Genomic DNA, 24,944 nt, shown 5'->3' with positions numbered 1-24,944 from the left:
GAGCCCCCGTCGGTCCGAGGACCGGCGGGGGCTCCGTGCCGGGTGGGTGGTGCGGCCCGCGGCCGCGGGGCTCACTTCACCAGGCGGATGTTCAGCGGGTAGTTCCACCAGATGCCCTGGTTGGCCTTGACCGCGCCGACGATGGCGAAGATGACGTGCAGCAGCGCCGGGACCCACACGAGCGGGAAGAGGATCGAGCCGATGCCGAGGGTGACCACCGCGAGGATCGTGATCACGATGGAGAGCACGACCTCCGCGATCACGGTGGCGATCGCGGCGTTGAGCGACTCCGCGGCGTTGTAGCGCACGTAGCGGTCACGGTCCTTGTAGACCAGGAAGATGATCAGCGGACCGACCCAGCCCAGGAAGCCCGCGCCGATGACGTAGCCGAGCACGGCGGAGAGCTGCGCGAACATCGACCACATGCGGGAGTCGGAGGGGCTCACGGGCTGCCCCGAGAGCGGCCCGTCGTAGGCGCCCGAGAAGCCGGGGGGAAGCGGCGCGGCCGACGGGTGCGCGTCGCCGGTGTAGCCCTGGGGGCCGCCCTGGGGCGCACCGTACGGGGCCTGACCCGCGCCGGGCTGACCGGCGCCGTAGGGCTGGTGCTGGGCGCCCGGCTGCTGGCCCGACGGAGCGGGGCCGGCGGAGGCCGCGCCATCCGCGGCGGGAGCCTGGTGGGGCGAGGGCGCGCCGTACGGCGAGCCGGTGCCGGCGGAGGACGGCGCCCCGTAGGGCGACTGCGGCGCCGCGTACGGGGAGGACGCGGCGGCGCCCTCCGGGGCGGCAGCGGGCTGGGAGCCCGGGGCCTGGCCGGTGCCGGGCGCCGGCTCCGACGCGGCCTTCTCGGCTCCCGAGCTCTGCGGGGCGCTCTGGTAAGGATCGGTCGCGGGACGACCGCCGAAGGGATCGTGCGGGTACTCGTTCTGGCTCATGGCCCCTCCTCGGGAACGGCGCCGGCGGGACCGGCGATCTCGTGGACAGGGTCCAGCCTACGGAGCGCGGGCGCACGCGTCACCGTGGCGAGCCGCCGTGGCGCCCGGGGGACATCCCCCAGGCGCGGGGGACCGCCGGGGGTCAGGCGTCGACGGTCACGAAGTCGATGAGCTCCTCGATGCGGCCCGAGAGCGTCGGCTCGACGTCCGCGTACGAGCGGACGGTGGCGAGGATGCGCTGCCAGCCGCGGGCGATGTCCGCCTGGTCCTCGTGGGGCCAGCCGAGCGCGGCGAGCGTGCCGACCTTGATGTCGGTGCCGCGCGGCACGTGCGGCCAGGCGGGGATGCCCACGCGGGCCGGCTTCACGGCCTGCCACACGTCGATGTACGGATGCCCGAGCACGAGGACGTTGCCGCGGGCCCCGGGCTGCGTGAGCGCCTCCTGCGCGATCCGGGTCTCCTTGGAGCCCGTCACGAGGTGGTCGACGAGCACGCCGATGCGGCGGGTCGGGGAGGGGCCGAACTCGCGGATGCGCTCCACGAGGTTGTCCGCGCCGTCGAGCAGCTCGACGACGACGCCCTCGATGCGCAGGTCGTGGCCCCAGACCTTCTGGACGAGCTCGGCGTCGTGCTTGCCCTCGACCCAGATGCGGGACGCCCGGGCGGTGCGGGCGCGGGCGCCCTCGACGTAGACGGAGCCGCTCGCGGAGCGCTTGGGACCCGCGGGGGCCTGCATCGCGACGGCCCGGGTGAGGACGACGGGCTTGCCGTCGATCATGTAGCCGGGGCCCAGCGGGAAGGAGCGGACCCTGCCGCGGCCGTCCTCGAGCTCGACGACCGTCTCCCCGGCGATCTTCTCGACCCGCAGGATCGCGCCGGTGAAGCCGGTCGAGGCCTCCTCGACGACGAGGCCGCGCTGGGCCGGCACCTCCCGGGAGGCGGGACGGCTGCGGTGGTGGGACGGCGGGCCGGAGGCGAGCACGTCTCGGCTGTAGCGGTCGGGGAATCGCGAGGTCGGGGCAGGCACGCCCGGCACCGTACACCGGCATCGGCGCCGTTCCGGGGCACCACGCTGGGGCAGCCGGAACGGCGGCCAGGACGGCGGCCGTCTCAGGCTGGATGCGCTCCGGACCCGGCCCACAGCCGCACCGCCGCATAGCTGCGCCACGGCCGCCAGCTCTCCACCACCGCGGGGTCCTCACCCGCACCGGCGGCGACCATCGCCCGCTTCAGGACGGCGTCGGAGGCGGGGAAGGCGTCCGGATCGCTGCCCGCGCGGATCGCCGCGCAGGCGAGGGTCCAGGGTCCGATACCGGGCACCGCGGCGAGCTCCTCCGAGGTCGGCGCCCGGTCCGGGAGATCCGCGAACAGCGCGGCTGTCCCGAGCACCGTGCGGGTGCGGGACCGCGTGAGCCCGAGCTCGTCGCGCAGCCGATCGGGATCGACCCGGGCGAGCGCTCCGGGGCGAGGGAACCGGCGCAGCGGGCCGACGGGCGTCGCCGCCGTCCCCTCGCCGTGCGCCGCGAGCAGCCGGGAGCCGAACAGGCGGCCGGCCGCGAGGGAGACCTGCTGACCGAGGACGATGAGGACCACCGCCTCGAACGGATCCGGGTACCGGGTGATGCGCAGCCCGGGCCGCGCGGCGACCTGCGCGGCGAGCACGGGGGAGCGGGAGAGGTGCGCGTCGATCGGCGCGAGGTCCGCGTCGAGGTCGAACCAGCGGCGCACCTGGGCCTGCAGGTCCTCGAGCACGGCCGGGTCCGCGGCGGGGGTGCGCAAGGTGATGCCGTCCGGCCGCGGGGTGAGCGTGACGGGCACCGGGCCGGCTGGGCCGGTGAGGAGGCGGGTCAGGGCTCCGGCCTCCGGATCGAGATGGTCCAGGCCCGTGATCGTGTGCGCCGCGAGGGAGCCCCACGCCGCGACGGCGTCGAGGGGCCCGCGGCAGGGGACGAGGATCTCGGTGCTCAGAACAGCCGCGCCCCGTCCTCCGCGGAGGGCTCCTCGAGGGCGAGCAGGGCCCGCTTGCGCTCGAGACCACCCGCGTAGCCGGTGAGGGAGCCGTCGGCCCCCACGACGCGGTGGCAGGGGACGATGATGCTGATCGGGTTGTGGCCGACGGCCTGGCCGACGCGCTGGGCGAGGCCCGGCCCGCCCAGCTCGCGGGCGATCTCGCCGTAGGTGATGGTCGTCCCGTAGGGGATCTCGCGCAGCCGGGCCCAGACCCGTTCGGAGAACTCGCCGCCGGCGGTGCGCACGGGCACGTCGAAGTCCGTGCGCTCCCCGTCGAGGTACTCGCCGATCTGGATCGCGACCGCGGAGAGCACGGGATCCTCGCCCGCGGCGACCTCGGGGCCCTCACTGCCGGGGGCGAAGGGGTAGGTGTGGCCCGGGAAGTAGAGGCCCACGAGCGCGTCACCCTCGGCGAGGGTCGTGAGCGGGCCGAGGGTGCTCGGCAGGACGGCATGGCGTGCGGTCATCGGGACCTCCTGGATCTCCGTCGTCATGCACGGTAGTCGCCTGCCGGCGCCGTCGTGTGAGGCGGGCACGTGAGGCGGTCGCCCGCCGTGGTGCACGCCCGTGGCGAACGCCTCCCGGGGAGGGGTCCCGGGGACGCGTAAGATTGGCACTCGGCGGCCCCGGGTGCCAGCGTCCCGCCGGCGCCCCGCAGCACGGCCGCCGCACGGCACCACCGCACACGGACCAGGGAGGTGAGAGGGACGGATCCCCGCAAGCTGCAGATCCTCGGCGCGATCGTCGAGGACTACGTCGCGACCCGCGAGCCCGTCGGCTCGAAGTCCCTGCTCGAACGGCACGAGCTCGGCGTCTCCGCCGCGACCGTGCGCAACGACATGTCCGCCCTCGAGGAGGAGGGGCTCATCACGCAGCCCCACACCTCCGCCGGCCGCGTCCCCACCGACAAGGGCTACCGCGCCTTCGTCGACCACGTCGCGGCGATCAAGCCGCTCTCCACCCCCGAGCGCCGCGCGATCCGTGCGCTGCTCGAGGACTCCGGCGACGTCGAGGAGCTGCTCGCCCGCACGGTGCGGCTGCTCGCCCAGCTCACCCAGCAGGTCGCCATGGTCCAGTACCCGGCCCGCCGGCAGGCCCGCATCCGCCACGTGGAGCTCGTGAAGGTCGCCGAGTCCCTGCTGCTGGTCGTGCTCATCACCGAGTCCGGCCGCGTGGACCAGCGCACGATCCCCGTCACCCCGGGGCGCTCCGCGGAGCACTACGCGGGCATGCGCGATGCGCTGAACCGGGCGGTCGCGGGCCGTGAGGTCACCGATCTCGCCGCCCCGCTCGGGGAGCTGCTCGAGACCGTGCCGCCGATCGACCGTCCGGCGGTCGTGGAGGTCTCCGAGGCGCTGGTCGCGCTCGCGGCGAGCCGCGCCGAGGGCCGGATCATGATGGCCGGCACCGCCAACCTGGCGCGCTCCGCCGAGGACTTCTCCCGGGACGTCGAGCCGCTGCTCGACGTGCTCGAGGAGCAGCTCGTGCTGCTGCGGCTGTTCACCGAGATGCACGCCTCCCCGGGCGCGGTCGAGGTGCGCATCGGTTCCGAGCTGCGCGACCAGGCGCTGAACCAGGCCGCGGTCGTGGGCGCCGGCTACGGGGCGGGATCGCACGTCGCGATCCTGGGCCCCTCCCGCATGGACTACGTCACCGGGATCTCAACCGTGCAGGCGATCGCCCGCTACGTCTCCCGCTTCCTCGCATGACCCTCCTCCTGAACGCACCCCTCCCGACCACGCAAGGACCCACCAGGTGAACGACGACTACTACGAGCTCCTCGGCGTCTCGAAGGACGCCACCACCGAGGAGATCAAGAAGGCGTACCGGAAGCTCGCCCGCTCCCTCCACCCGGACGTCAACCCGGACCCGGAGGCCGCCGAGAAGTTCAAGAAGGTCTCCCAGGCCTACGAGACGCTCTCCCACGAGGACAAGCGCCGCCAGTACGACATGGGCGGCGGCCCGGGCATGGGCGGCGCCGGTTTCGGCGGCTTCGGCGGCGCGGGCGGCTTCGACATGGGCGACATCTTCGACATGTTCGCCGGGGCCGCGGGCATGGGCGGCCGCGGTCGCGGCCAGGGCCCGATCCCGCGCCGCCGCCGGGGCGGTGACGTGCTGCGCCGCGCCACGATCGACCTCCGCGACGTGGTCTTCGGCTCCGAGCAGAAGGTCTCCTACCGCACCGCCGTGCTCTGCGAGCGCTGCGACGGCTCCTGCAGCGAGCCGGGCACGAGCCCCACCCGCTGCACCGCCTGCAACGGCTCCGGCCACGTGCAGCGCGTCGCCCAGTCGCTCCTCGGCCAGATGGTGACCATGGCGCCCTGCCCCACCTGTGAGGGCCACGGCGACGTCATCGAGTCGCCCTGCACGGCCTGCTCCGGCCACGGCCGGATCTCCCAGCAGCGCGAGGTCACCGTCCGCATCCCCTCGGGCGTCGAGACCGGCACCCGGATCCAGCTGCGCGGCGAGGGCGAGGTGGGCGAGGCCGGGGGCCCCGCCGGCGACCTCTTCGTCGAGCTCTCGGTCAACGACCACGAGACCTTCGCACGCTCGGGCGACGACCTCGTCACGACCCTCGCGGTCCCGATGACCTCCGCGGCGCTCGGCGCGACGATCCCGCTCGAGACCTTCGACGGCGTCCAGCAGGTGGAGATCCGCGCCGGCTCCCAGCCCGGCGAGGAGTTCGTGCTCAAGGGCCTCGGCGTCACGCCGCTGCGTCGCGAGCGCCGTGGTGACATCCGCGTCGTGCTCGACGTCGATGTGCCCTCCTCGCTCACGGACGAGCAGCGTGACCTGCTCGAGCAGTTCGCGGCGCTGCGCGGCGACGAGGCGGACCGCCCCAGCCCGCGCGTGCACGGCCCGTTCGCGAAGCTCCGCGAGCGCCTGCGCGACCTCTGAGCCGCGCAGCGCGCTGACCCCCGATCCCGGCACCTGGAGCGGACATGCCCACCACGCCCCCCGGATTCCTGATCCTCGACGACGCCCTCGAGGGCGCCGCGGAGGGTGATGCGCTCACCCTCGACGGCGAGGAGGGTCGCCACGCCGCGAAGGTCGCCCGGATCGGCGTGGGGGAGCAGGTGCTCCTCACCGACGGCCCGGGCCGCCAGGTCCTCGCCGAGGTCACCGCCGCGGCCAAGGAGCAGCTCGAGCTGCGCCTGCTCGGCGATCCGAGCGCCCCGGCCCCGCGGCTCCCGCGGCTCGCCCTCGTGCAGGCGCTCGCGACGGGCGGGCGCGACGAGCAGGCGGTCGAGTCCGCGACCGAGCTCGGCGCGGATCGCATCGTGCCGTGGATCGCGGAGCGCTCCGTCTCCGTGTGGCGCGGGGAGAAGCTGCGCAAGGGCCGTGCCCGCTGGCAGGGCACCGTCCGCGCGGCGGTCAAGCAGTGCCGGCGACCGGGCATCCCCGAGGTCGACGAGCCCGTCGCCACCGCCGCCCTCGCCGAGCAGGTCGCCGCGACGACCGCCTCGGGCGGGATCGTGCTCGTCCTGCACGAGCAGGAGTCGGTGGGGCTCATGTCGCTCGTCGCCGAGCTCCGCCATGCCGGGGGAGCTGTGCCCGAGATCGTCGTGGTGGTGGGCCCCGAGGGCGGCATCGCCCCCGCTGAGCTCGACCGGCTCCGCTCTGCGGGCGCCCGCTCCGTGCTGCTGGGACCCGAGGTGCTGCGCTCCTCGACCGCCGGACCCGCCGCGCTCGCGGTGCTGAGCACGCTCGTGGGTCGCTGGGGCTGATCCCGCACTCGGCGGGAATCGGGAGAGCGACGGCCGGAGGGGCCATCGCGTGGCTGCTCGCCGCACTCCCGTCCGCTCCTGCTGGTGCTCGGCGTCGTCGTCTTCACCCGCCTCTCCCAGCACATGGCACGCGCCCCGGCCACGGAGCGCCCAGGACCCCGCCGGCTCGTGGCCGACGGGGTCCTGAGTGATGAGGGAGTCGCGGTCAGACGGCGGCGGCCTGCAGGGCCTTCGCGGTCGCGGCCTCGAGGCCGGCGGTGAGCGCGGCGGCCTTCTCCTCGCGGGCGGTGATCTCGCCCTCCACGGAGAGGTCCTCGCCGAAGCCGAGGCCGATCTCGGCGACGACGTCCGCACCCACGCGGCGCATGAGGGCGCCCAGGTGGCCGAGCACCTCGGCGGCGTCCATCCAGCCGTAGCCGACGATCACGGTGGGCAGCTCGGCCCACTCGGTGTACAGCCAGTCCACGGCGTTCTTGAGCGCGCCGGTGTAGGAGCCGTTGTACTGCGGGGTCACGATCACGATCGCGTCGAGGGCGCCGATCCGCTCGGCCCAGGCCTGACCGTGGGCGGTCGTGGGGCGGGCACCGGACTTCGGGGCGTGGGGTTCGTCGAAGGCGGGGAGCACCTCGGCGGCGAGATCGATGAGGTCGATCTCGACGTCGGTCGGGACGGACTCGCGCACCCACTGGGTGACGGAGTCGGAGACGCGGTTCGGGCGGGCGCTGGAGACGAGGATTCCGAGCTTTGTCATGGTGACCAGAACTCCGCGGCGGCCTCATCTGTTCCCGGATCCGGCGCGAGCTGCGTCACGCGTAGACTCGAGGCATGAGCTCCACGACCCCCGGTGCCGCCCCGCACGCCGACCCGGACTGCGTCTTCTGCCGGATCGTCGCCGGCGAGATCCCCGCGGACCGCGTCCACGAGGACGACGCCGTGATCGCCTTCCGCGACCTGAGCCCCCAGGCGCCCCTGCACGTGCTCGTCGTGCCGCGCGCGCATTCCCGCGACGTCCGCGAGCTCGCCGCGGAACCCGCCCTGCTCGCCCATGTCGCCGAGGTCGCCGGCCGCGTCGCCGCCGAGCACTCCGACGACGGCGACTTCCGCCTGATCTTCAACACCGGCGAGAACGCCGGCCAGACCGTCTTCCACGTGCACGCGCACGTCCTCGCGGGCGGGACGTTCGCAGAAGGAGCGATGTGACCAGCTCGACCGATGGACTCACCCCGCCTCCCGGCACCACCCCCGAGGTGCAGGAGCGGCGGCTCGCGATCCCCGACCACCTCAGCCCCTTCCAGGTGCTGGGCGAGAACGACCAGGCCCTCGCCGCCCTCGAGGACGCCGTCCCCGGGACCGACGTCCACGTGCGCGGCCACCAGGTGACCCTGCGCGGCACCGGCGACGCCCTGCGCCGCAGCGAGCACATCATGCGCAGCCTCATCGAGCTCGCCGCGACCGGCCAGGCCGTCACCGCCGAGGCCGTCCAGCGCGCCGCCGCGCTCTACGGCGACGAGCGGGCCCAGGGCGAGCAGCTCGAGCGGGTCCTCTCCCGCACGATCCTCTCCTCGCGCGGCAAGAGCATCCGACCCAAGACCCTCGGCCAGCGCGAGTACATCGAGGCGATCGACACCTCGACGATCACCTTCGGCATCGGTCCCGCGGGCACGGGCAAGACCTACCTCGCCGTGGCGATGGCGGTTCAGCAGCTGCTCTCGCAGCGCGTGCAGCGGATCATCCTCACCCGCCCCGCGGTCGAGGCCGGCGAGCGGCTGGGCTTCCTGCCCGGTGGGCTCAACGAGAAGATCGACCCGTACCTGCGGCCGCTGTACGACGCCCTGCATGACATGCTCGATCCCGAGTCGATCCCGCGGCTCATGGGCGCCGGCACGATCGAGGTCGCCCCGCTCGCGTACATGCGTGGTCGCACCCTGAACGATGCCTTCATCATCCTCGACGAGGCGCAGAACACGACGCCCGAGCAGATGAAGATGTTCCTCACCCGCCTCGGCTTCAACTCGACCATGGTCGTCACCGGCGACGTCACCCAGGTGGACCTGCCGAGCGGCCACAAGTCCGGTCTGCGGGTGGTCGAGCAGGTGCTCCAGGGCGTCGAGGACATCTCCTTCTGCCACCTCTCGCCGCGGGACGTGGTGCGCCACCGTCTCGTGAGCGACATCGTCGAGGCCTACGGGCGCTGGGAGATCGGCCCGGGCGGGAACCGCGACTCCCGCCACCGCGGCGGGAAGGGCGGTCAGCGATGAGCATCGAGGTGCGCAACGAGACCACCGCCGTCGTCGAGGAGACCGAGTTCGTCGAGCTCGCCCGCTTCGTCTTCGAGTCGATGCACCTGCACCCGGCGACCGAGCTGTCGATCATCCTCATCGACGAGCAGGCCATGGAGCGCCTCCACGTGCAGTGGCTGGATCTTCCCGGCCCCACGGACGTCATGAGCTTCCCGATGGACGAGCTCACCCCCGGCTCCGCCGAGCATCCCGCGCCCGAGGGTCTGCTCGGCGACGTCGTGCTGTGCCCCTCGGTCGCCGCGAAGCAGGCGGCGGAGGCCGGCCACAGCACCGTCGAGGAGCTGCTGCTGCTCACCGTGCACTCGATCCTCCACCTGCTGGGCTACGACCACATGGAGGCGGAGGAGCGCAAGGTCATGTTCGACCTGCAGCGCACCCTGCTGCTCACCTTCCTCGCCTCGCGGCCCGGATCCTGAGGACCCCGCCCACCCCATGACCGCGGACCTCCTCACCCCGCTCGCCCTCGCCGCCCTGGCGGTCCTCGGCGCCGTCGTCGCCGCGGTGCTCGCCGCCGCGGACTCCGCGCACCGCTCCGTCACCCGGCAGGACGTCACCGGCGTCCTCGAGGAGGAGCCCGACGAGGCCGCGGCGCAGGTGCGGCGGCAGTACGAGGACGCCGGGCGCACCCTCGCCTCGGTGGGCATCGGCACCGTGCTCGGCGAGACGCTCGCGACGGGCGCGGCGACCGCGGCGCTCGTGCTCGTGCTCGAGGGCTGGGTGCTCCCGCTGATCATCGGGGTGCTCGGCAGCGCGCTCGTGCTGTTCTGCGCCGCGTCCGTCGCGGGCCGCACCGTGGGCCGTCGCCGCTCCGCCCGGGTCATCGTCTCGACCCGTCACGCGACCGCCGCCGCCCGCGTGCTGCTCTGGCCGGTCGCCGGGGCGCTGCTGCGGATCGGGGCGACCGTGACCCCGGGCGTCGCCGAGGACCCGTACGAGGCCGCCGCCGCGGCCCGCCGCGGTGTGGACCGCGCGCTCGAGAACGAGCACCTCCGCTCCGACGAGCGCTCGATGATCCACGGCGTCTTCGAGCTCGGCGGGACCATGGTGCGTGAGCTCATGGTGCCGCGCACGGACATGGTGACCGTCCCGGCGGACGGCACGGCGGAGGCCGCCATGCGGCTGTTCGTGCGCTCCGGCTTCTCCCGCGTCCCCGTCGTGGGGGACGACGTCGACGACCTGCGCGGCATGCTCTACGTCAAGGACGTCATGCGCACGATCCACGCGCCGCGCGACCCCCGGCCCGGCCGGCCCGTCTCCGAGATCATGCGACCGGCCCGCTTCGTGCCCGAGTTCGTCCCCGCGGACGAGGTCCTGCGGCAGATGCAGGCGAGCCGCGTGCACATCTCGATCGTCGTCGACGAGTACGGCGGAGTCTCCGGGATCGTCACGATCGAGGACATCGTCGAGGAGATCGTGGGCGAGATCGCCGACGAGCACGACCGCGTCGAGCCCGAGATCGAGGAGGTCGAGCCCGGCACGTTCCGGGTCCCGGCCCGCGCCGGCGTCGGCGAGGTCGGCGAGATCTTCGGCCTCGACATCGACGACGAGGACGTCGACAGCGTCGGCGGCCTGCTCGGCAAGGTCCTCGGCCAGGTCCCGATCGTCGGCTCCTCGGGCGAGGCCCACGGCCTGCGGCTCGAGGCGGAGGCCACCTCCGGGCGCCGCAAGCGCCTCTCCACCCTTCTCGTCTCGCGGGCCCCGCGCCCCGGCGACGACCACCACCCGTCCCCTCCGGAGGATCCCGATGACCGCTGAGACCCCCGCCCCCGATCCCGCCGAGCACCGCGCGGGCTTCGTCGCCCTCGTCGGCCGGCCGAACGTCGGCAAATCGACGCTCACGAACGCGCTCGTGGGCGAAAAGGTCGCGATCACCTCCTCGAAGCCGCAGACCACGCGCCGCGCGATCCGCGGCATCGTCACGCGCGAGGACGCGCAGATCATCCTCGTGGACACCCCCGGGGTGCACCGTCCCCGCACGCTCCTCGGCGAGCGGCTGAACGACCTCGTCCGCGAGACGCTCGGCGAGGTGGACGTCGTGGGCTTCTGCCTCCCCGCCGACCAGAGGATCGGTCCCGGCGACCGCTTCATCGCGGAGGACCTCGCCGAGATGCGCTCGGGCCGGCGCGGGCCGAAGGTCGTCGCCGTCGTCACGAAGACGGACCTCGTGACCCGCGACCAGCTCGCCGAGCACCTGCTCGCCGTGGACTCCCTGCTCGACGTCGACGAGATCGTCCCGATCAGCGCCGTCACCGGCGAGCAGGTGGACCTGCTGCTGCAGGTGATCGCCGGGCTGCTCCCGGAGGGGCCGCAGCTCTACCCCGACGACCAGCTCACCGAGGAGTCGCGCGACGACCGCATCTCCGAGCTGATCCGCGAGGCGGCGCTCGAGGGCGTGCGCGATGAGCTCCCGCACTCGATCGCCGTCGTCGTCGAGGAGGTCGTGGAGACCGATCCCGACGACCCCTTCGCCGAGGTCGCCCCGGGGGAGGGACGGCTCGTGGTACGGGCGAGCCTCTTCGTCGAGCGCGACAGCCAGAAGGGCATCATCATCGGCCGCGGCGGCTCGCGGCTGAAGGAGGTCGGCTCGACGGCCCGCGGGGAGATCAACCGCCTCCTGGGCCGCAAGGTGCACCTCGACCTGCGGGTCAAGGTCGCCAAGGAGTGGCAGCGCGATCCCAAGCAGCTCGGCCGGCTCGGCTTCTGATCCGCGGGCCGATCCGCGGGGCACCTGCGCCCCTCGCCGGCCTGCCCCGTCTCGCATCGCGACCGCGGCCGGGCAGCCCCGGCGACGGTGCTACGGTGACCGCGTGCGTGGATCGATGCTCCTGCTTCTCCGCCGCGACGGGGCCTGACGGCCGGAACCCCGCCGCGGCTGATGTCGTGCCCCGGCGTTCGGCTCCCCGTCTCGTGAAGGACCATCGATGACCACCCCCAGCTCCACCACCCCCAGCGCTCCCGTCGTCGCCGACGTGCCCGCGACCCTCGACCCGTCGGTCCCCGTCGTCGGCCCCCGCGGCGACGCCCCCCAGCAGCCCTCCGGCATGCCCGTGCACCGCTACCGGCCGTTCCACGAGCAGATCGCCGTGGACCTCCCGGACCGCACCTGGCCCACCCGCCGCATCACCCGCGCGCCCCGCTGGTGCGCCGTGGACCTGCGCGACGGCAACCAGGCCCTCATCGACCCCATGAACGCCCAGCGCAAGCTGCGGATGTTCGAGCTGCTCGTGCAGATGGGCTACAAGGAGATCGAGGTCGGCTTCCCCTCCGCGAGCCAGACCGACTTCGACTTCGTGCGCACCCTCATCGAGGAGGACCGCATCCCGGAGGACGTCTCGATCCAGGTGCTCACCCAGTCCCGCGAGCACCTCATCGAGCGCACCTACCAGGCGCTCGCGGGTGCACGCCGCGCGGTCGTGCACCTGTACAACTCGACCTCGATCGTGCAGCGGGACGTCGTCTTCCGTGCCGACGAGGACGGCATCCTCGACATCGCCGTGCAGGGCGCCCTGCTGTGCAAGAAGTACGAGGAGACGATCCCGGACACGGAGATCACCTACGAGTACTCGCCGGAGTCCTACACGGGCACCGAGCTCGAGTACGCCGTGCGCGTGTGCAATGCGGTCATCGAGATCGTGAAGCCCACGCCCGAGGACAAGATGATCATCAACCTCCCGGCGACCGTCGAGATGGCGACCCCGAACGTCTACGCCGACTCGATCGAGTGGATGCACCGCCACCTGGACCGCCGGGACTCGATCGTGCTGTCCCTGCACCCGCACAACGACCGCGGCACCGGCGTCGCGGCCGCGGAGCTCGGCTACCTCGCGGGCGCGGACCGCATCGAGGGCTGCCTGTTCGGCAACGGCGAGCGCACCGGCAACGTGGACCTCGTGACCCTGGGTCTGAACCTGTTCAGCCAGGGCATCGACCCGCAGATCGACTTCTCCGACCTCGACGAGGTGCGCCGCACCGTCGAGCACTGCAACCAGATGCCGGTGCCCGAGCGCAGCCCCTACGGCGGCGACCTCGTGTTCACGGCGTTCTCCGGCTCCCACCAGGACGCGATCAAGAAGGGCCTGGACCGCATGGAGGCGGACGCCGCCGCGGCGGGCCGCACCCTCGAGGAGTCCGAGTGGCGGGTCCCGTACCTGCCCGTGGACCCCAAGGACCTGGGCCGCTCCTACGAGGCCGTGATCCGGGTGAACTCGCAGTCCGGCAAGGGCGGTATGGCCTACCTGCTGCGCACCGAGCACGGGCTGGACCTGCCGCGCCGCCTCCAGATCGAGTTCTCCGGGATCGTGCAGCAGCGCACCGACTCCGAGGGCGGCGAGGTCTCCTCCGAGGCGCTCTGGGACGCGTTCACCGACGAGTACCTTCCGGCCACGGACCCGGGCCGCCGCTGGGGTCGCTTCGGCTTCCGCGGCGTGCAGCAGGAGTCCACGGGCGACGGCGAGGACCGCCTCACCGTGACCCTGCTCGTGGACGGCGAGGAGCACGAGATCACCGGGATCGGCAACGGTCCGCTCGACGCCTTCACCAAGGCCCTCGCGGAGCGTCACATCCCGGTGCGGATCCTCGACTACGCCGAGCACGCCCTCACCGAGGGCGACGACTCGCTCGCCGCGTCCTACATCGAGTGCGAGATCGGCGACCGGATCTTCTGGGGCGTCGGCATCGACGGCTCGATCACCCGCGCCTCCCTCGAGGCGATCGTCTCCGCGCTGAACCGGGAGCACCGCGCCCGCGTCTGAGCAGCGGCTGAGCGGACGGCCGTCCGGCCGGCACGGAGCAACACTCCGACGCCGGCCGGGCGGCCGTCCTGCTGATCAGCGCCGTTCGACGTCCTCCGTGAGCTCCGCGTCCGGGAGCACCACCGGCATCTCCCCGGTGAGCGTCGCGTGGGTGGGGGTCGGCAGCTCCCAGCCGGGCTGCTCGTCGGCCGGCTGCGGCTGGTCCGGGGCGGCGCCGCGCGCGGTCAGCGTGATGCCCACGCTCGCGCCGACCACGAGCAGCGCCGCGGCGACGCGCAGGGGCGTCGCGCCCTGGCCGATCAGCAGGACACCGGCGAGCAGGGCGATGACCGGCTCGAGGCTGAGCAGGATGCCGAACACGTGGCGGGGGAGACGGCGCAGCGCCGCGAGCTCGAGCGTGTAGGGCAGCACCGAGGCGAGCAGGGCGGTGCCGATGCCGAGCGTGAGCAGGTGCAGGTCCGTGAGGCCCGCGACCGCCCCGGGCGCCCCGAGGGGCAGCACCACGAGCGCGCCGACGGCCATCGCGACGGCGAGGCCGTCCTGGCCCGGGACGAGCCGGCCCACCCGGGCGCTCGCGAGCACGTACAGGCCCCAGAACACGGCGGCGATCAGGGCGAAGAGCACGCCGATCCCGTTCAGGGCGGTGTCCCCGGTGGCGGACTCGAGGCCGAACAGGCTCACGCCGCCCAGCGCGAGCACGACCCAGAGCAGGTCGGTGCGCCGCGTGGAGAGCACGGCGGAGACCGCGAGCGGTCCGAGGAACTCGATCGCGACGGCGGTGCCGAGCGGGATGCGCGAGATCGAGGCGTAGAAGGCGCCGTTCATCCCGCCGATCGCCCCGCCGAACAGGAGCACGGCGATCCACTGCTCACGGGTGAAGCGGTGCAGCTTCGGGCGCACGATCACGAGCAGCACCACGGCGGCGATGCCCAGGCGGAGGGCGGTCGTGCCCCACGAGCCGAGCTCCGGGAAGAGCCGGGTCGCGAGCGCGGCGCCGAACTGGAGGGAGGTGCACGAGCCGAGGATGAACAGCACCGGCGTCAGGGGCACGCCGGAGCCGCCGCGGGTCGTCCCGAGAGCGGTGGTGGGGGCGGGGGAGGAGGTCGTCACGGCTCCACTCTGCGGCCCCATCTCCCTTTCGGTCCAGCGCATGTTCCCGACGTGTACCGTGAAGCGATGCTTCAAGGATGAGAGGGCCCGCCGTGCTGAACCTGCACCGACTGTTCCTGCTGCACGAACTGCGCAGGCTGGAGACCATGTCCGCCGTCGCGGCGACGCATTCGCTCTCGCCCTCCGCGGTCTCCCAGCAGCTCTCCCACCTGGAGCGGGAGACCAGGGTCACCCTGTTCGAGCAGGCCGGGAGACGCGTCATCCTCACCGATGCGGGCATGCAGCTCGCCCGCCGCGCCGAGGAGATGCTCGGGCTCGTGGAGGCCGCCGAGGCCGAGCTCGCCCTCGCCCAGGGCGAGGCGAGCGGAGTGCTGCGCGTCGCCTCCTTCCAGACGCCGCTGATCGCCCTGGCACCCGCGACCGTGAGCATCCTCGAGGAGAGCCACCCGGACCTCCGCATCGAGCTCGCCCAGCGTGAGGTCGACGAGGCCTACGAGGGGCTGCTCGCCCACCGCTTCGAGGTGATCCTCGGTGAGGACTACCCGGGCGGCCGGCAGGTCGTGCGGCGCGGCACCGACCGTGAGGGGCTGCTGGACGACCCGCTGCTGCTCGTGCTCCCGAGCGCCGGCCCGTGGTCCGCACCGGGGACGCTCGCGGACCTCGCGGACGCCCCGTGGGCGCTGGACCCGGAGGACACCCGCACCGGCGACTGGGAGCGCACCTACCTGCGCTCCGCCGGCATCGAGCCGAGGATCCGCTTCGACACCCCGGACCCGCTGCTGCAGGTGCACCTCGTGCGCTCGGGCCACGCCGTGGCCTTCGTCCCCGGCATCATCGCCTCCGAGCACCTCGGCGGGACCCGCCCGGTGCGGCTCCCGGGCGACCCCCAGCGCTCGCTCTACACGGCCGCCCGGGCTGGGGCGGCGGGCCACCCGGCGCTGCTCGCCTTCCGGGCGGCGCTGCTCGAGGCCGGCGCCGGCCCGCGCGACCTCGTCGGTCTGGACCGGATCGGCGGCTGAGCGCTCCTCGCGGGGACGGGGATCTCCTCCCGAAGGAGGGGGCGGCGAGAGCCGCGGTCCGGGAGGATCAGGGCATGACGACGCCGCACGAGGACGACGCGACCGCCCGACCGGGCCTCGGCCCGCTCCTCCGCCACCAGGTCCCGCTGCTCCTCCTCGTGCTCGCACTCGTGGCCGGTCTCGGCTTCGCCTCCCGCGGCGTCGAGGCCCCGCGGGGGACGGACGCCCCCGAGGACGCCTTCAGCGCCGCCCGCGCCTCCGAGGCCGCGGCACCGGTGGTCGCCGCACCGCGGCCCGTCGGCTCCGCGGCGAACGACGCCGCGCGCGAGGAGCTCGACGAGCAGCTCACGGAGCTCGGCTTCGCGACCTCGACCCAGGAGGGCGTGGGGACCCGGGTGATCGACGGGGAAGGAGCGGCGGGCTTCACCCAGAACCTCGTCGGCGTGCGGCCCGGGACGGACCCCACCGGCACGATCGTCCTCGCCACCCACATCGACTCCGTGCCCCACGCCCCGGGCGCGGCGGATGCCGGGATCGGTCTCGCGACGATCCTCGAGACCGTGAGGGCGCTGGGCCCGGAGGCCCGGCGCAACGACCTCGTCGTGCTCCTCGTGGACGGCGAGGAACGCGGACTGCTCGGGGCGCAGGCCTACCTCGACGAGGGGGCCGAGGAGCTCACGGAGCCCGTGGTCGTGCTGAACCACGAGGCGCGGGGCATCTCCGTCCGGCCCCTCGTGACCCGGACGAGCGGGCCCATGCACGAGGTGCTCGGGTCCATGCCGCACCCCGAGTACGAGCCCTTCACCGACGCGCTCTTCGAGCTCATCCCCAACGACACCGACTTCACCGTCTACCGGGACGCCGGTTGGTGGGGGATGGACATGGCGATCATCGACGGCGCCTGGGCCTACCACAGCCCCCAGGACGATGCCTCGCACCTCGACCAGGGCTCCCTGCAGCACTACGGCGACATGACCCTCGCGCTCACCGACGAGCTCGTGGACCGGGACCTGGTCGCGCTCGGCGAGTCGTCCGGGACGACCCCCGTGCAGACCACCGCGCCGTGGGGCATCCTCCGCCTCCCGCCGGTGCTGCTCACCGTGCTCGGCCTGCTCGGGCCGCTCGCGATCCTGGCCGCGATCCTGGTCGAGCGCCGACGGGGACGGCTCACCCTGCGCGGTGTCGCGCTCGGGGCCGTCGCCGGGCTGATCGGCCTGGTCCTCGCCGTCGGGGCGGCGCTGCTCACCTGGCAGCTCGCGACGGCGGCGACGCCGGGCATGCTCTCGCAGACCACCCGCGAGCCGGTGCGTGCCGAGCCCTTCCTGATCGCCGATCTCGCGGCGGGCGCCGTCGGCGTCGCCCTCTGCTGGGTGCTCGCACGCCTGCTGATCGGGCGTGCCGCGCTGCTCGCGGGGACGGGGATGGCCGTCTCGGCGCTGCTCGCCGTGCTCGCCGTCCTGGCGCCCGCGCTGGGGAGCTCGATGCTCCCGCCCGCGATCCTCGCCGCCGCGGGCACCCTCGTGGCGACGCTGCTGCCGCCCCGGCCGGGCCTCGTGGTCCGGCTGCTCGCCCTGCTCCCGACGGGCTGGATGCTCGGCGCGCAGATCTCCTCGCTCATGGACTTCGGCATCGCCTCGAGCGCCGGCGCCCTGGCCGGCACCACCGCGATCGGCCTCGGCGCTGCCGCCCCGCTGCTCATCGGCCGGGGGCGGGAGGAGGGCCGTGCCGCGCGCCGCCCTCGACGACTGCTGATCCCGGTGCTCCCCGCCGTGCTCACGGCGGCCCTCGTGGCGGGCGGGACCGCGTGGACGCTCGCCTCGCCCGAGCCGGTGCAGGAGGGTGTGGTGGCCCGCATCGACGGCTCCACCGGCATGACCACCTGGGAGGTCTCCGGCGCGACCGCATGGGGACGCGAGCTGGACGGCACGACGAGCAGCTCCGACGTCCCGCCCCCGTCGGTCGAGGTCGAGGACCTGCAGAGCGCGGGGACCGGGGCCGACGGCGATCGGCGGGTGCGCCTGCTGATCACCTCACCGCGCGAGGCGGCGCGCCTCGAGCTGACCACGAGCGCGGGCGACCTCCGGGACGTGAGCGTCGACGGCGAGCCCCTCGGGGCCGACCCCTCGGGGACTCCGCTCCGCCGGGTGCAGATCGCCGGCGCCCCGCAGGACGAGCCCGTCACGGTCGAGGCGACCGTCGAGGACGCGGCCGCGCTCGAGCTCGTCGAGACGACCTCCGACCCGACGATCGCCGGGGGATGGGTGGAGCCGGGGGAGGAGGTCTCCCTCATGCAGCCGCGCGTGCAGATCGCCGTGGAGATCTGATGCCCTGCCCCGAGCGCGCCGCGCCTCAGCCCCGGTCCGGGAACTGCGCGAGCGCCGCGGTGAGGATGCGGGAGAGCTGCCGGCGGTCGGAGAAGGCACCGATGACGGCGCCGAGCCCGGGGATCGCCTTGCCGAACAGGCGCACCGAGCGCATGCCGAAGCGGGAGAGCGCGCGGCTCGCGATCGCAGCGGCGACGTCGGACTGCGGCGTGCGCTGCATGCGCTGGGTCGCGACGCGCGCGGCGGCGCCCGCCACCGGACCGAGGCCGAGGCCCTTGAGCAGGTCCTGGGAGTCCTCGCCCACGAGGGTCGCGAGCACGCGGGTGCGGATCTCCTCGTCGTCGAGCTCGTACCCGCGCACCACGGCGATCGCCCCGACCATGCGGGTCGCCTGCACGTAGAACTCGAGCACATTGGTGGGCAGCAGGACCGGGAGGGTGATGAAGCCGCCGAGCCCCGTGAGGAAGCCGCCCACGGTCACGCCGCGCCGGTGGCTGCGCACGATACGGCGGATCGCGACCTGGGGGCGTCGCCTGCCGCGGCCCCGGCGCGCGCGCTCGGCGACGGCCGCGGCGGAGGAGTAGGTGAGGCGGCCGTCGAGCCCGATGTCCCGGATCGTCTCGACGGTGCGGGCGAGGGCGCCGCGGTCGGCATGGATGTGCTGCTCGTCGCCGCGGCCGCGGTCGCGGCGGGCGGCCCTCATGGCAGCGCGGGTGGTGCTGCGGGCGTTCTCGTCCTGGCGCAGGATCTGCCTGATCCCCATGGCCCCTCCTCGGTCGGTGCTCGCGGGGCGGCGACGCCGCCCGCCCTCATCATGCCGTGCGTCGGCGCCGACGTCGCCCCGACGGCGGACCTTCCGGTCGACACGGCACCTCCGGTGATATCTTGACGTCAAGATAAATGCGGGTCGGGACCCCCGACCCGACGGAGAGGACACCGATGGCCATGCGCTGGGACCCCGACACCTACCTCGCCTACGCGGACGAGCGCGCCCGCCCCTTCCTCGAGCTCACCGTGCGGATCCGCGCCGAGGCGCCGCGCACCGTGGTCGACCTCGGCGCCGGGCCGGGCACGCTCACCGCCCTGCTCCACGAGCGCTGGCCCGAGGCGACGGTGACCGCCGTCGACTCGAGCGCCGAGATGGTCGGGCGTGCGCGCGCGATCGAGGGCATCGCCGTCCAGCACGCCGACCTGCGCCGCTGGCGGCCCGACGCGCCCGTGGACGTGATCGTCGCGAACGCCTCCCTGCAATGGGTGCCGGACCACCTCGCGCTGCTGCCCCGGCTCGTGGACCACCTCGCCCCCCGCGGATGGCTGGCCCTCCAGGTGCCGGGCAACTTCGAGGAGCCCAGCCACACACTGCGCCGCGAGCTCGCCGCCCAGGAGCCCTTCGCCGCGCACACGGCCGGGGTGGACCACCCCGCCTCCCACGACCCCGCGGACTACCTGCGGGCCCTGCAGGAGCTGGGCTGCGAGGTCGACGCCTGGGAGACCACCTACCTCCACGTGCTCCACGGCGAGGACCCGGTGCTCGAGTGGGTCAAGGGCACCGGCGCCCGGCCCACCCTGCTCGCCCTGCCCGAGGACCTGCGCGCCCGCTTCGAGGCCGAGCTCGGCGCGCGGCTGCGGGAGGCGTACCCGGAGACCGGCGCGGGCGTCGTCCTGCCCTTCCGGCGTGTGTTCGCCGTCGCGCGGAGGCCCTGAGCCCGGCCCGCCTGCCGCCGCGCGTCCCCGTGCGGCGGTAGATTCGAGGGACCATGCAGAAGCTCTACCGTGACCATGCGATCGTCCTGCGCACCCACCCGCTGGGCGAGGCCGATCGCATCATCACGCTGCTCACCCGCACGCACGGGAAGGTGCGCGCCGTCGCCAAGGGCGTGCGCCGCACCGCGAGCCGCTTCGGCGCCCGCCTCGAGCCCTTCACCCTCGTCGACGTCCAGCTCCACGCGGGCCGCGGCTTGCACACCGTCAACCAGGTGGTGACGATCGAGGCCTTCGCCGGGCCGATCAGCGCGGACTACGCACGCTTCACCGCCGCGAGCGCGATGCTCGAGACCACGGACCGGCTGACCGACGAGGTCGTCGACCCCTCCCAGCGCGGGTTCCTGCTGCTCGTGGGCGCCCTGCGCACCATGGCCGCGGGCCGTATCCCGGCGCCGCTCGTGCTCGACTCGTTCCTGCTGCGCACCCTCGCGCTGTCCGGCTGGGCGCCGGAGCTGAGCGTCTGCGCCTCCTGCGGCGCGCACGGGCCCCACCACGCCCTCGACATCCGTGCGGGCGGGATCGTGTGCACCGCCTGCCGGAAGCCCGGCGCGCGGGCCGTGCGCCAGGCCGCCGTCGAGCACATGATCTTCCTGCTCGCCGGGGACTGGGAGAACGCCGTCACCGCGGAGGAGCCCGTCGTCCACGAGGCGGGGCGGATCATCGCGGACACGATCACCTGGCACCTCGAGCGCTCCGTGCGCTCGCTCAGCTACGTCGAGCGCTGAGCACAGCCCGTCGTGGGAGGGCCCGCCCTCCTCCGGGCGGGCCCTCCCACGCTCAGCCGTCCCAGCGGTGCCGGGCGCCCGGGTGGGTCGCGGGCAGGTGCGGACCGGCGCCGCCGATCCGCTCGCGCAGGGTGACCGGGGCGTCGCCCGCCTCGGGCAGCAGCCCGCGCCGGCGCAGCTCCGGGGTCACGAAGCGCGCGAAGCGCTCGAGATCCGCGGGCCGCACGGCGGCGGAGATGTTGAAGCCGTCCACCCCCGCCTCCTCGATCCAGCGCTCGAGCTCGTCGGCGACGGTCTGCGGCGAGCCGACGATCACCGGGCCGCGGCCGCCGATCGCGACGAACTCCGCGAGGTCCCCCACGGTCCAGGTGCGGTCCGGGGAGAGGGTCGTGAAGGAGGCGAGAGCGGACTGGTTCGCCTCGGTGCGCACGTGCTCGATCGGGTCCTCGGGCCGGGCGCCCGCGAGGTCCACGCCGGTCCAGCCGCCGAACAGCGCGAGCGCGGACTCGGTGTCCACGTACTGCCGGTAGGCGTCCAGGCGCTCCTGGGCGGCCTCGTCGGTCTCGTCGACGACGACGGTGGCGAGGGAGAAGATCCGGGCGGCGTCACGGCCGCGGCCGGCGCTCTCGAGGCCGTCGCGGACCGCGTCGACCCAGCGCCGCACGTGGCCCGGTGTGGGGCCGGAGAAGAAGATCGCCTCCGCGTGCTCCTGGGCGAAGCGCAGACCGCGCGAGGAGGCGCCGGCCTGGAAGAGGAAGGGCGTGCGCTGGGGACCGGGGGCCGAGAGCGCGCGGCCGGGCACGTCGAAGTAGCGGCCGTGGTGCTCGACGTCCCGCACCTTCGCCGGGTCCACGACGACGTCGGCCTCGGGGTCCAGGCGCAGGGCGTCCGGTGCGAAGGAGCCCTCGAAGAGCTCGTACATGACCTCGAGGTACTCGTCCGCGCGGTCGTAGCGCTCGTCGTGGGGGATCTGTGCGCTGCGCCCCAGGTTGCGGGCGGCGGAGTCCTGGTAGCTCGTGACGATGTTCCAGGCGACGCGGCCGTCGGTGAAGTGGTCCAGGGTGCTGAGGGTGCGGGCCAGCAGGTACGGCTCCTCGTAGGAGACGGAGGCGGTGACGCCGAAGCCGAGGTGCTCGGTCACGGCGGCCATCGCGGGCACCGCCACGAGCGGGTCCAGCAGCGGGAACTGGACGCCGCCGCGGGAGGTCGCGTCGGCCCCGCCGCCGTAGACGTCGTAGACGCCCACGATGTCGGCGAGGAACAGCGAGGCGAAGCCGCCCTCCTCGAGGGTGCGGGCGAGCTCCGTCCAGTGGCCGAGCCGCTGGAAGTCGCCGCTGCGGGACTCGGGGTGGCGCCACAGGCCGGGGGACTGGTGCACCGGCGTGAGCATGTCGAAGGCGTTCAGGAGGATCGGGCGCGAGGTCATGGGTCTCCTTCTCGGAGGGAGGGGCGGCCGGGCGCGGGGCCCGGCCGGCGGATGAGGGGAGGTCAGCGGCGGGCGGCGCGGAGCGCGCTGCCGTGCGGGTCCTTCGCGAGCAGCGAGGCGGTGAGCGAGAGCACCGAGATCGCGGTGACGTAGGCGCAGATCAGCCAGGGGGTGTCCCCGCCGGCGGCGAAGAGCAGCGCGGCGACCATCGGCATGATGCCGCCGCCGACCACCGATCCCAGCTGGTAGCCCATGTTCACGCCCGAGTAGCGCACCTCGACCGGGAACTGCTCGGCGAACCAGGCCGCCTGCGGGCCGTAGACCGCGTCGTGGGCCACGTTCATGCCGGCGATGATCACGAGCGGCAGCAGCGAGAGCGGGCCGGAGTCCAGGAAGAGGAACAGCACCCAGACGAAGCCGCCGATCGCGACGTATCCGAAGACGGCGACGGGGCGCCTTCCCACCTTGTCCGAGAGCAGACCCCACAGCGGGGTGGTCACGATGCCGACCGCCGAGGCGATCATCACCGCGGTCACGCCGGCCTCGTCGTCGCCGCGGGCGGTGGAGAGGTAGCTCAGCAGGTACACCGTGATGAGGAAGTAGATGCTGTTCTGCGCGACGCGCTGGGCGATCGTGATGAGCAGCGGGCGCAGGTGGTGCGTGAGGACCTCGAGCACGGGGGCGCGGGAGGTGCGGCCCTCCTCCTGGACGGCCGTGAACTCCGGGGCGTCCTTCACGCCGAGGCGGATCCACAGGGCGAGGCCCACGAGGATCGCGGACGCGAGGAAAGGCAGTCGCCATCCGTAGGCGGCGAACTGCTCCTCGGTGGTGAGTGCACGCACGATCACGAAGGCACCGGTCGCGAGGAGCATGCCCGCGGAGGAGCCCACCTGCGTGAAGGAGCCGAACAGGCCGCGCCGGGCGGGCGGGGCGTGCTCGACGGAGAGCAGCGCGGAGCCGCCCCACTCGGCGCCCGCGGCGAGCCCCTGCACCATGCGCAGGGCGACGAGGGCGACGGCGGCCCACGGGCCGATCGCCTGGAAGGTCGGCAGCAGGCCGATGAGCAGGGAGCCGGTGCCCATGAGCAGCAGGGAGCCCACGAGCAGCGACTTCCGCCCGATCCGGTCGCCGAGGTGACCGGCGACGATCCCGCCGAGCGGCCGCATGAGGAAGCCGATCGCGAGGGAGGCGAAGGAGGCGACCGTGCTCGCGAGCGGGCTGCTGCTCGGGAAGAACTGGGTCGTGAAGATCAGGGCGCTCGCGGTGCCGTAGAGGTAGAAGTCGTACCACTCGATCGTGGTGCCCGCGAAGGCCGAGGCGAGCACCCGGCGCTGCTCGCGCGGGCTCGCGAGCTCCGGCGCGGGCGGCGCCTGCTCGAGGGCGGCGGTCATGCGCGGGCCCCCTGCTCCTGGCCCGGCGAGGTGGTGGCGGCCGCGGCGGAGCCGGACGTCGCGTCGCCGATCGCGTTGAGCCCCTCGGGGACCGTGCCGTTGACGAGGTGGTCGCCGATCGCCCGGGCGCGGAAGGCGATCGGGTTGTGGGTCGCGACGGTCTGGGCGTTGCGCCAGTGCCGGTCGTAGGCCTTCGTGCGGGAGGTCGCGGAGGCGCCGACGGTGAGGAAGAGGTCCTGGGCGGCGCCGAGGGCGAGCTCGGGGACGCTGATCTGCGCCTGCTCCACCTCGAGCTCCGCCCGGTCCACGCCCCGCAGCCCGCTCGCCCCGGTGGCGGGGTCGCCGGAGGCGGGGTCGGTCGCGGCGGCGATGCCTGCGTCCAGCGCCCGCGCGGTGCGCTCGACGATCGCCTCGGCGCTGTGCGCCTTCGCGGCGATCCGGCCGACGGCCTCGAGGATCAGCGGGTCCTCGCGGAAGGGCACCCCGCTGCCGGTGTTGAAGGTGCGGGCGCGGGAGGCGACGAGGGCGGCGGCGTCGTCGCGGGCCGCGCGGGCGATCCCGGCGAGCACCGCGAGCAGCACGTGCTGGAAGAAGGCGGCCTCGTGGGTGGCCTCGATCCCGCGGGGCTCGCGCTCGAGCACGGCCAGGGCCTCCACCTCGACGTCCTCGAGGACGGTCGTGCCGGTGCCGGTGAGCTTCTGGCCGAAGCCGTCCCAGTCGTCCTCGATCCGCACGCCCGGGGCGTCGGTCGCGACGACGGCGAAGCGCCGGCCGTCCTGCCCCTCGAGGGCCGCGGAGACGCGTGTGTAGTCGGCGAAGATCGTCCCGGTCGAGTAGTACTTCGTGCCGTTCAGACGGATCGTTCCGTCGGCCCCCGCGGTGAGCGTCGTGCTCAGGGTGCCGAGGCGGTTGCCGCCGCGCTCGGTGGACGCGTTGCCGACGGTCGCTCCGGCGAGGACCCTCGGGTACCAGTGCTCCTGCACGGCGGTGGGCTGGAACCGCAGCGACTCGAGGAAGCCCGCGTGGCTGCGGTACTGGTGGGCGACGTTGGAGTCCGCGGCGGCGAGGTCCACGAGCAGCGCGGTGAAGGTCGCGATGCTCACGCCGGGGCCGCCGTGCTCCGCGGGGACGCGCAGGGTGCCGAAGCCCGCCTCGTCGAGGGCGCGGATCTCCTCGTGGGGGAGGACCCGGCCGATCTCCCGCTCCACGGCTCCGGCCCGGATGCGGTCCAGGAGCGGGGCGAAGTGCGCGCGCAGCGCGGCGAGGTCGTCGATCAGCGCGGGAGGGGCGGTCAGGGTGCGGGGCATGGGGGACCTTTCGAGCGGTGACACCGGTGCCGCGGGGAGCGGCAGGGCCGTCGGGCGCAGCGGGGAGCTGATCACGCGGCACGGCCCCGCGGCACGCTACGGGCGGGGGAGTCCCGCCCCCAAGCGCCGTGTCATCCGCCGTCATGTTCACGGATAC

General features: G+C 74.0%; 23 protein-coding genes. 13 read left to right on the top strand and 10 right to left on the bottom strand.

The window, feature by feature from the left end; translation table 11 throughout:
* Positions 1-71: 71 nt before the first annotated feature.
* The 4 genes from ABD080_RS12020 to ABD080_RS12005 all read right to left on the bottom strand — a co-directional run bounded on the left by ABD080_RS12020 (position 72) and on the right by ABD080_RS12005 (position 3,409).
* Positions 72-932, bottom strand: coding sequence for a DUF4870 domain-containing protein (locus tag ABD080_RS12020; protein ID WP_343905200.1), 861 nt, complete (start codon positions 930-932; stop codon positions 72-74).
* Positions 933-1,074: 142 nt separating this feature from the next.
* The gene (locus ABD080_RS12015; protein ID WP_343905198.1) at positions 1,075-1,968 is read right to left on the bottom strand and encodes a DUF3097 domain-containing protein; all 894 of its coding nucleotides are present in this window, start codon (positions 1,966-1,968) and stop codon (positions 1,075-1,077) included.
* A gap of 74 nt (positions 1,969-2,042) precedes the next feature.
* On the bottom strand, positions 2,043-2,888 hold the full coding sequence (locus ABD080_RS12010; RefSeq protein WP_343906094.1) for a DNA-3-methyladenine glycosylase family protein: 846 nt from the start codon (positions 2,886-2,888) through the stop codon (positions 2,043-2,045).
* 8 nt (positions 2,889-2,896) lie between these two features.
* Entirely contained in the window at positions 2,897-3,409 is a 513-nt protein-coding gene (locus tag ABD080_RS12005; protein ID WP_137770688.1) for a methylated-DNA--[protein]-cysteine S-methyltransferase, read from the bottom strand.
* A 231-nt stretch (positions 3,410-3,640) separates the two neighbouring features.
* Here ABD080_RS12005 and hrcA point away from each other — a divergent pair, with 231 nt between their 5' ends.
* Genes hrcA through ABD080_RS11990 form a run of 3 tightly spaced genes read left to right on the top strand, consistent with a single transcriptional unit; the run spans position 3,641 to position 6,670 of the window.
* Entirely contained in the window at positions 3,641-4,651 is a 1,011-nt protein-coding gene (gene hrcA / locus ABD080_RS12000) for a heat-inducible transcriptional repressor HrcA (RefSeq protein WP_137770689.1), read from the top strand.
* A gap of 46 nt (positions 4,652-4,697) precedes the next feature.
* Positions 4,698-5,840, top strand: coding sequence for a molecular chaperone DnaJ (gene dnaJ / locus ABD080_RS11995; protein WP_259359790.1), 1,143 nt, complete (start codon positions 4,698-4,700; stop codon positions 5,838-5,840).
* A 44-nt stretch (positions 5,841-5,884) separates the two neighbouring features.
* Positions 5,885-6,670 (top strand): 16S rRNA (uracil(1498)-N(3))-methyltransferase, encoded by a 786-nt coding sequence (locus ABD080_RS11990; RefSeq protein ID WP_343905194.1) that lies wholly within the window; start codon positions 5,885-5,887, stop codon positions 6,668-6,670.
* A 205-nt stretch (positions 6,671-6,875) separates the two neighbouring features.
* On the opposite strand, the gene ABD080_RS11985 is transcribed toward ABD080_RS11990, so the two are convergent.
* Positions 6,876-7,421, bottom strand: a complete 546-nt coding sequence (locus ABD080_RS11985) for an NADPH-dependent FMN reductase (RefSeq protein ID WP_137770692.1) — start codon at positions 7,419-7,421, stop codon at positions 6,876-6,878.
* 74 nt (positions 7,422-7,495) lie between these two features.
* Between ABD080_RS11985 and ABD080_RS11980 the strand changes: the two genes are divergently transcribed.
* The 6 genes from ABD080_RS11980 to leuA all read left to right on the top strand — a co-directional run bounded on the left by ABD080_RS11980 (position 7,496) and on the right by leuA (position 13,721).
* A complete protein-coding gene (locus tag ABD080_RS11980) occupies positions 7,496-7,870 on the top strand; it encodes a histidine triad nucleotide-binding protein (RefSeq protein WP_343905191.1) in 375 nt (124 codons plus the stop codon).
* A complete protein-coding gene (locus ABD080_RS11975) occupies positions 7,867-8,928 on the top strand; it encodes a PhoH family protein (protein WP_137770694.1) in 1,062 nt (353 codons plus the stop codon). The genes ABD080_RS11980 and ABD080_RS11975 overlap by 4 nt, the downstream gene beginning before the upstream one ends.
* Positions 8,925-9,386: an rRNA maturation RNase YbeY gene (gene ybeY / locus ABD080_RS11970; protein ID WP_137770695.1), complete on the top strand. Its 462-nt coding sequence runs from the start codon at positions 8,925-8,927 to the stop codon at positions 9,384-9,386. Before ABD080_RS11975 ends, ybeY begins: the two co-directional genes overlap by 4 nt.
* 16 nt (positions 9,387-9,402) lie before the next feature.
* On the top strand, positions 9,403-10,725 hold the full coding sequence (locus tag ABD080_RS11965) for a hemolysin family protein (RefSeq protein WP_343905188.1): 1,323 nt from the start codon (positions 9,403-9,405) through the stop codon (positions 10,723-10,725).
* Positions 10,715-11,674, top strand: a complete 960-nt coding sequence (gene era, locus ABD080_RS11960) for a GTPase Era (RefSeq protein ID WP_343905186.1) — start codon at positions 10,715-10,717, stop codon at positions 11,672-11,674. The genes ABD080_RS11965 and era overlap by 11 nt, the downstream gene beginning before the upstream one ends.
* A 217-nt stretch (positions 11,675-11,891) precedes the next feature.
* Positions 11,892-13,721 (top strand): 2-isopropylmalate synthase, encoded by a 1,830-nt coding sequence (gene leuA, locus ABD080_RS11955; RefSeq protein WP_343905184.1) that lies wholly within the window; start codon positions 11,892-11,894, stop codon positions 13,719-13,721.
* 75 nt (positions 13,722-13,796) lie between these two features.
* Here leuA and ABD080_RS11950 read toward each other — a convergent pair whose 3' ends face one another.
* Positions 13,797-14,831, bottom strand: a complete 1,035-nt coding sequence (locus ABD080_RS11950) for an EamA family transporter (RefSeq protein ID WP_343905182.1) — start codon at positions 14,829-14,831, stop codon at positions 13,797-13,799.
* A gap of 92 nt (positions 14,832-14,923) precedes the next feature.
* Here ABD080_RS11950 and ABD080_RS11945 point away from each other — a divergent pair, with 92 nt between their 5' ends.
* Complete coding sequence (locus ABD080_RS11945) at positions 14,924-15,850, top strand: LysR family transcriptional regulator (protein WP_417281882.1); 927 nt, start codon at positions 14,924-14,926, stop codon at positions 15,848-15,850.
* A gap of 74 nt (positions 15,851-15,924) precedes the next feature.
* Positions 15,925-18,174, top strand: coding sequence for a M28 family peptidase (locus ABD080_RS11940; RefSeq protein WP_343905178.1), 2,250 nt, complete (start codon positions 15,925-15,927; stop codon positions 18,172-18,174).
* Between the two features lie 25 nt (positions 18,175-18,199).
* Here ABD080_RS11940 and ABD080_RS11935 read toward each other — a convergent pair whose 3' ends face one another.
* Positions 18,200-18,937, bottom strand: a complete 738-nt coding sequence (locus ABD080_RS11935) for an EcsC family protein (protein ID WP_343905176.1) — start codon at positions 18,935-18,937, stop codon at positions 18,200-18,202.
* A 176-nt stretch (positions 18,938-19,113) separates the two neighbouring features.
* Here ABD080_RS11935 and ABD080_RS11930 point away from each other — a divergent pair, with 176 nt between their 5' ends.
* Both ABD080_RS11930 and recO read left to right on the top strand, forming a co-directional pair.
* Positions 19,114-19,878: a trans-aconitate 2-methyltransferase gene (locus ABD080_RS11930; protein ID WP_343905174.1), complete on the top strand. Its 765-nt coding sequence runs from the start codon at positions 19,114-19,116 to the stop codon at positions 19,876-19,878.
* Between the two features lie 53 nt (positions 19,879-19,931).
* Complete coding sequence (gene recO, locus ABD080_RS11925; RefSeq protein WP_343905172.1) at positions 19,932-20,663, top strand: DNA repair protein RecO; 732 nt, start codon at positions 19,932-19,934, stop codon at positions 20,661-20,663.
* Between the two features lie 52 nt (positions 20,664-20,715).
* Here the strand turns inward: recO and ABD080_RS11920 are convergent, their stop codons facing one another.
* From ABD080_RS11920 to ABD080_RS11910, 3 genes are all read right to left on the bottom strand, one after another.
* Positions 20,716-22,089 carry an LLM class flavin-dependent oxidoreductase gene (locus ABD080_RS11920; protein WP_343905170.1) on the bottom strand — a complete coding sequence of 458 codons (1,374 nt, stop codon included), beginning with the start codon at positions 22,087-22,089 and terminating at the stop codon, positions 20,716-20,718.
* A gap of 62 nt (positions 22,090-22,151) precedes the next feature.
* Positions 22,152-23,480 (bottom strand): MFS transporter, encoded by a 1,329-nt coding sequence (locus ABD080_RS11915; protein ID WP_343905168.1) that lies wholly within the window; start codon positions 23,478-23,480, stop codon positions 22,152-22,154.
* Complete coding sequence (locus ABD080_RS11910; RefSeq protein WP_343905166.1) at positions 23,477-24,787, bottom strand: acyl-CoA dehydrogenase family protein; 1,311 nt, start codon at positions 24,785-24,787, stop codon at positions 23,477-23,479. The genes ABD080_RS11915 and ABD080_RS11910 overlap by 4 nt, the downstream gene beginning before the upstream one ends.
* Between the last annotated feature and the right edge of the window lie 157 nt (positions 24,788-24,944).

The sequence above is a fragment of the Brachybacterium rhamnosum genome, from assembly GCF_039526185.1.
GTDB classification, from domain to species: Bacteria; Actinomycetota; Actinomycetes; order Actinomycetales; family Dermabacteraceae; genus Brachybacterium; species Brachybacterium rhamnosum.
The sequence above is the reverse complement of the archived record's forward strand: the minus strand, read 5'-3'. Positions and strand labels throughout refer to the sequence as shown.

Coding starts and splice junctions, on each gene's coding strand:
- ABD080_RS11985 (WP_137770692.1), bottom strand. CDS start 7,421: ATGACAAAGCTCGGAATCCTCGTCTCCAGCGCCCGCCCGAACCGCGTC.
- ABD080_RS11990 (WP_343905194.1), top strand. CDS start 5,885: ATGCCCACCACGCCCCCCGGATTCCTGATCCTCGACGACGCCCTCGAG.
- ABD080_RS11940 (WP_343905178.1), top strand. CDS start 15,925: ATGACGACGCCGCACGAGGACGACGCGACCGCCCGACCGGGCCTCGGC.
- ABD080_RS11980 (WP_343905191.1), top strand. CDS start 7,496: ATGAGCTCCACGACCCCCGGTGCCGCCCCGCACGCCGACCCGGACTGC.
- ABD080_RS12020 (WP_343905200.1), bottom strand. CDS start 932: ATGAGCCAGAACGAGTACCCGCACGATCCCTTCGGCGGTCGTCCCGCG.
- ABD080_RS11910 (WP_343905166.1), bottom strand. CDS start 24,787: ATGCCCCGCACCCTGACCGCCCCTCCCGCGCTGATCGACGACCTCGCC.
- ABD080_RS11915 (WP_343905168.1), bottom strand. CDS start 23,480: ATGACCGCCGCCCTCGAGCAGGCGCCGCCCGCGCCGGAGCTCGCGAGC.
- leuA (WP_343905184.1), top strand. CDS start 11,892: ATGACCACCCCCAGCTCCACCACCCCCAGCGCTCCCGTCGTCGCCGAC.
- era (WP_343905186.1), top strand. CDS start 10,715: ATGACCGCTGAGACCCCCGCCCCCGATCCCGCCGAGCACCGCGCGGGC.
- ABD080_RS11935 (WP_343905176.1), bottom strand. CDS start 18,937: ATGGGGATCAGGCAGATCCTGCGCCAGGACGAGAACGCCCGCAGCACC.
- ABD080_RS11920 (WP_343905170.1), bottom strand. CDS start 22,089: ATGACCTCGCGCCCGATCCTCCTGAACGCCTTCGACATGCTCACGCCG.
- ABD080_RS12005 (WP_137770688.1), bottom strand. CDS start 3,409: ATGACCGCACGCCATGCCGTCCTGCCGAGCACCCTCGGCCCGCTCACG.
- ybeY (WP_137770695.1), top strand. CDS start 8,925: ATGAGCATCGAGGTGCGCAACGAGACCACCGCCGTCGTCGAGGAGACC.
- recO (WP_343905172.1), top strand. CDS start 19,932: ATGCAGAAGCTCTACCGTGACCATGCGATCGTCCTGCGCACCCACCCG.
- ABD080_RS11930 (WP_343905174.1), top strand. CDS start 19,114: ATGGCCATGCGCTGGGACCCCGACACCTACCTCGCCTACGCGGACGAG.
- ABD080_RS11965 (WP_343905188.1), top strand. CDS start 9,403: ATGACCGCGGACCTCCTCACCCCGCTCGCCCTCGCCGCCCTGGCGGTC.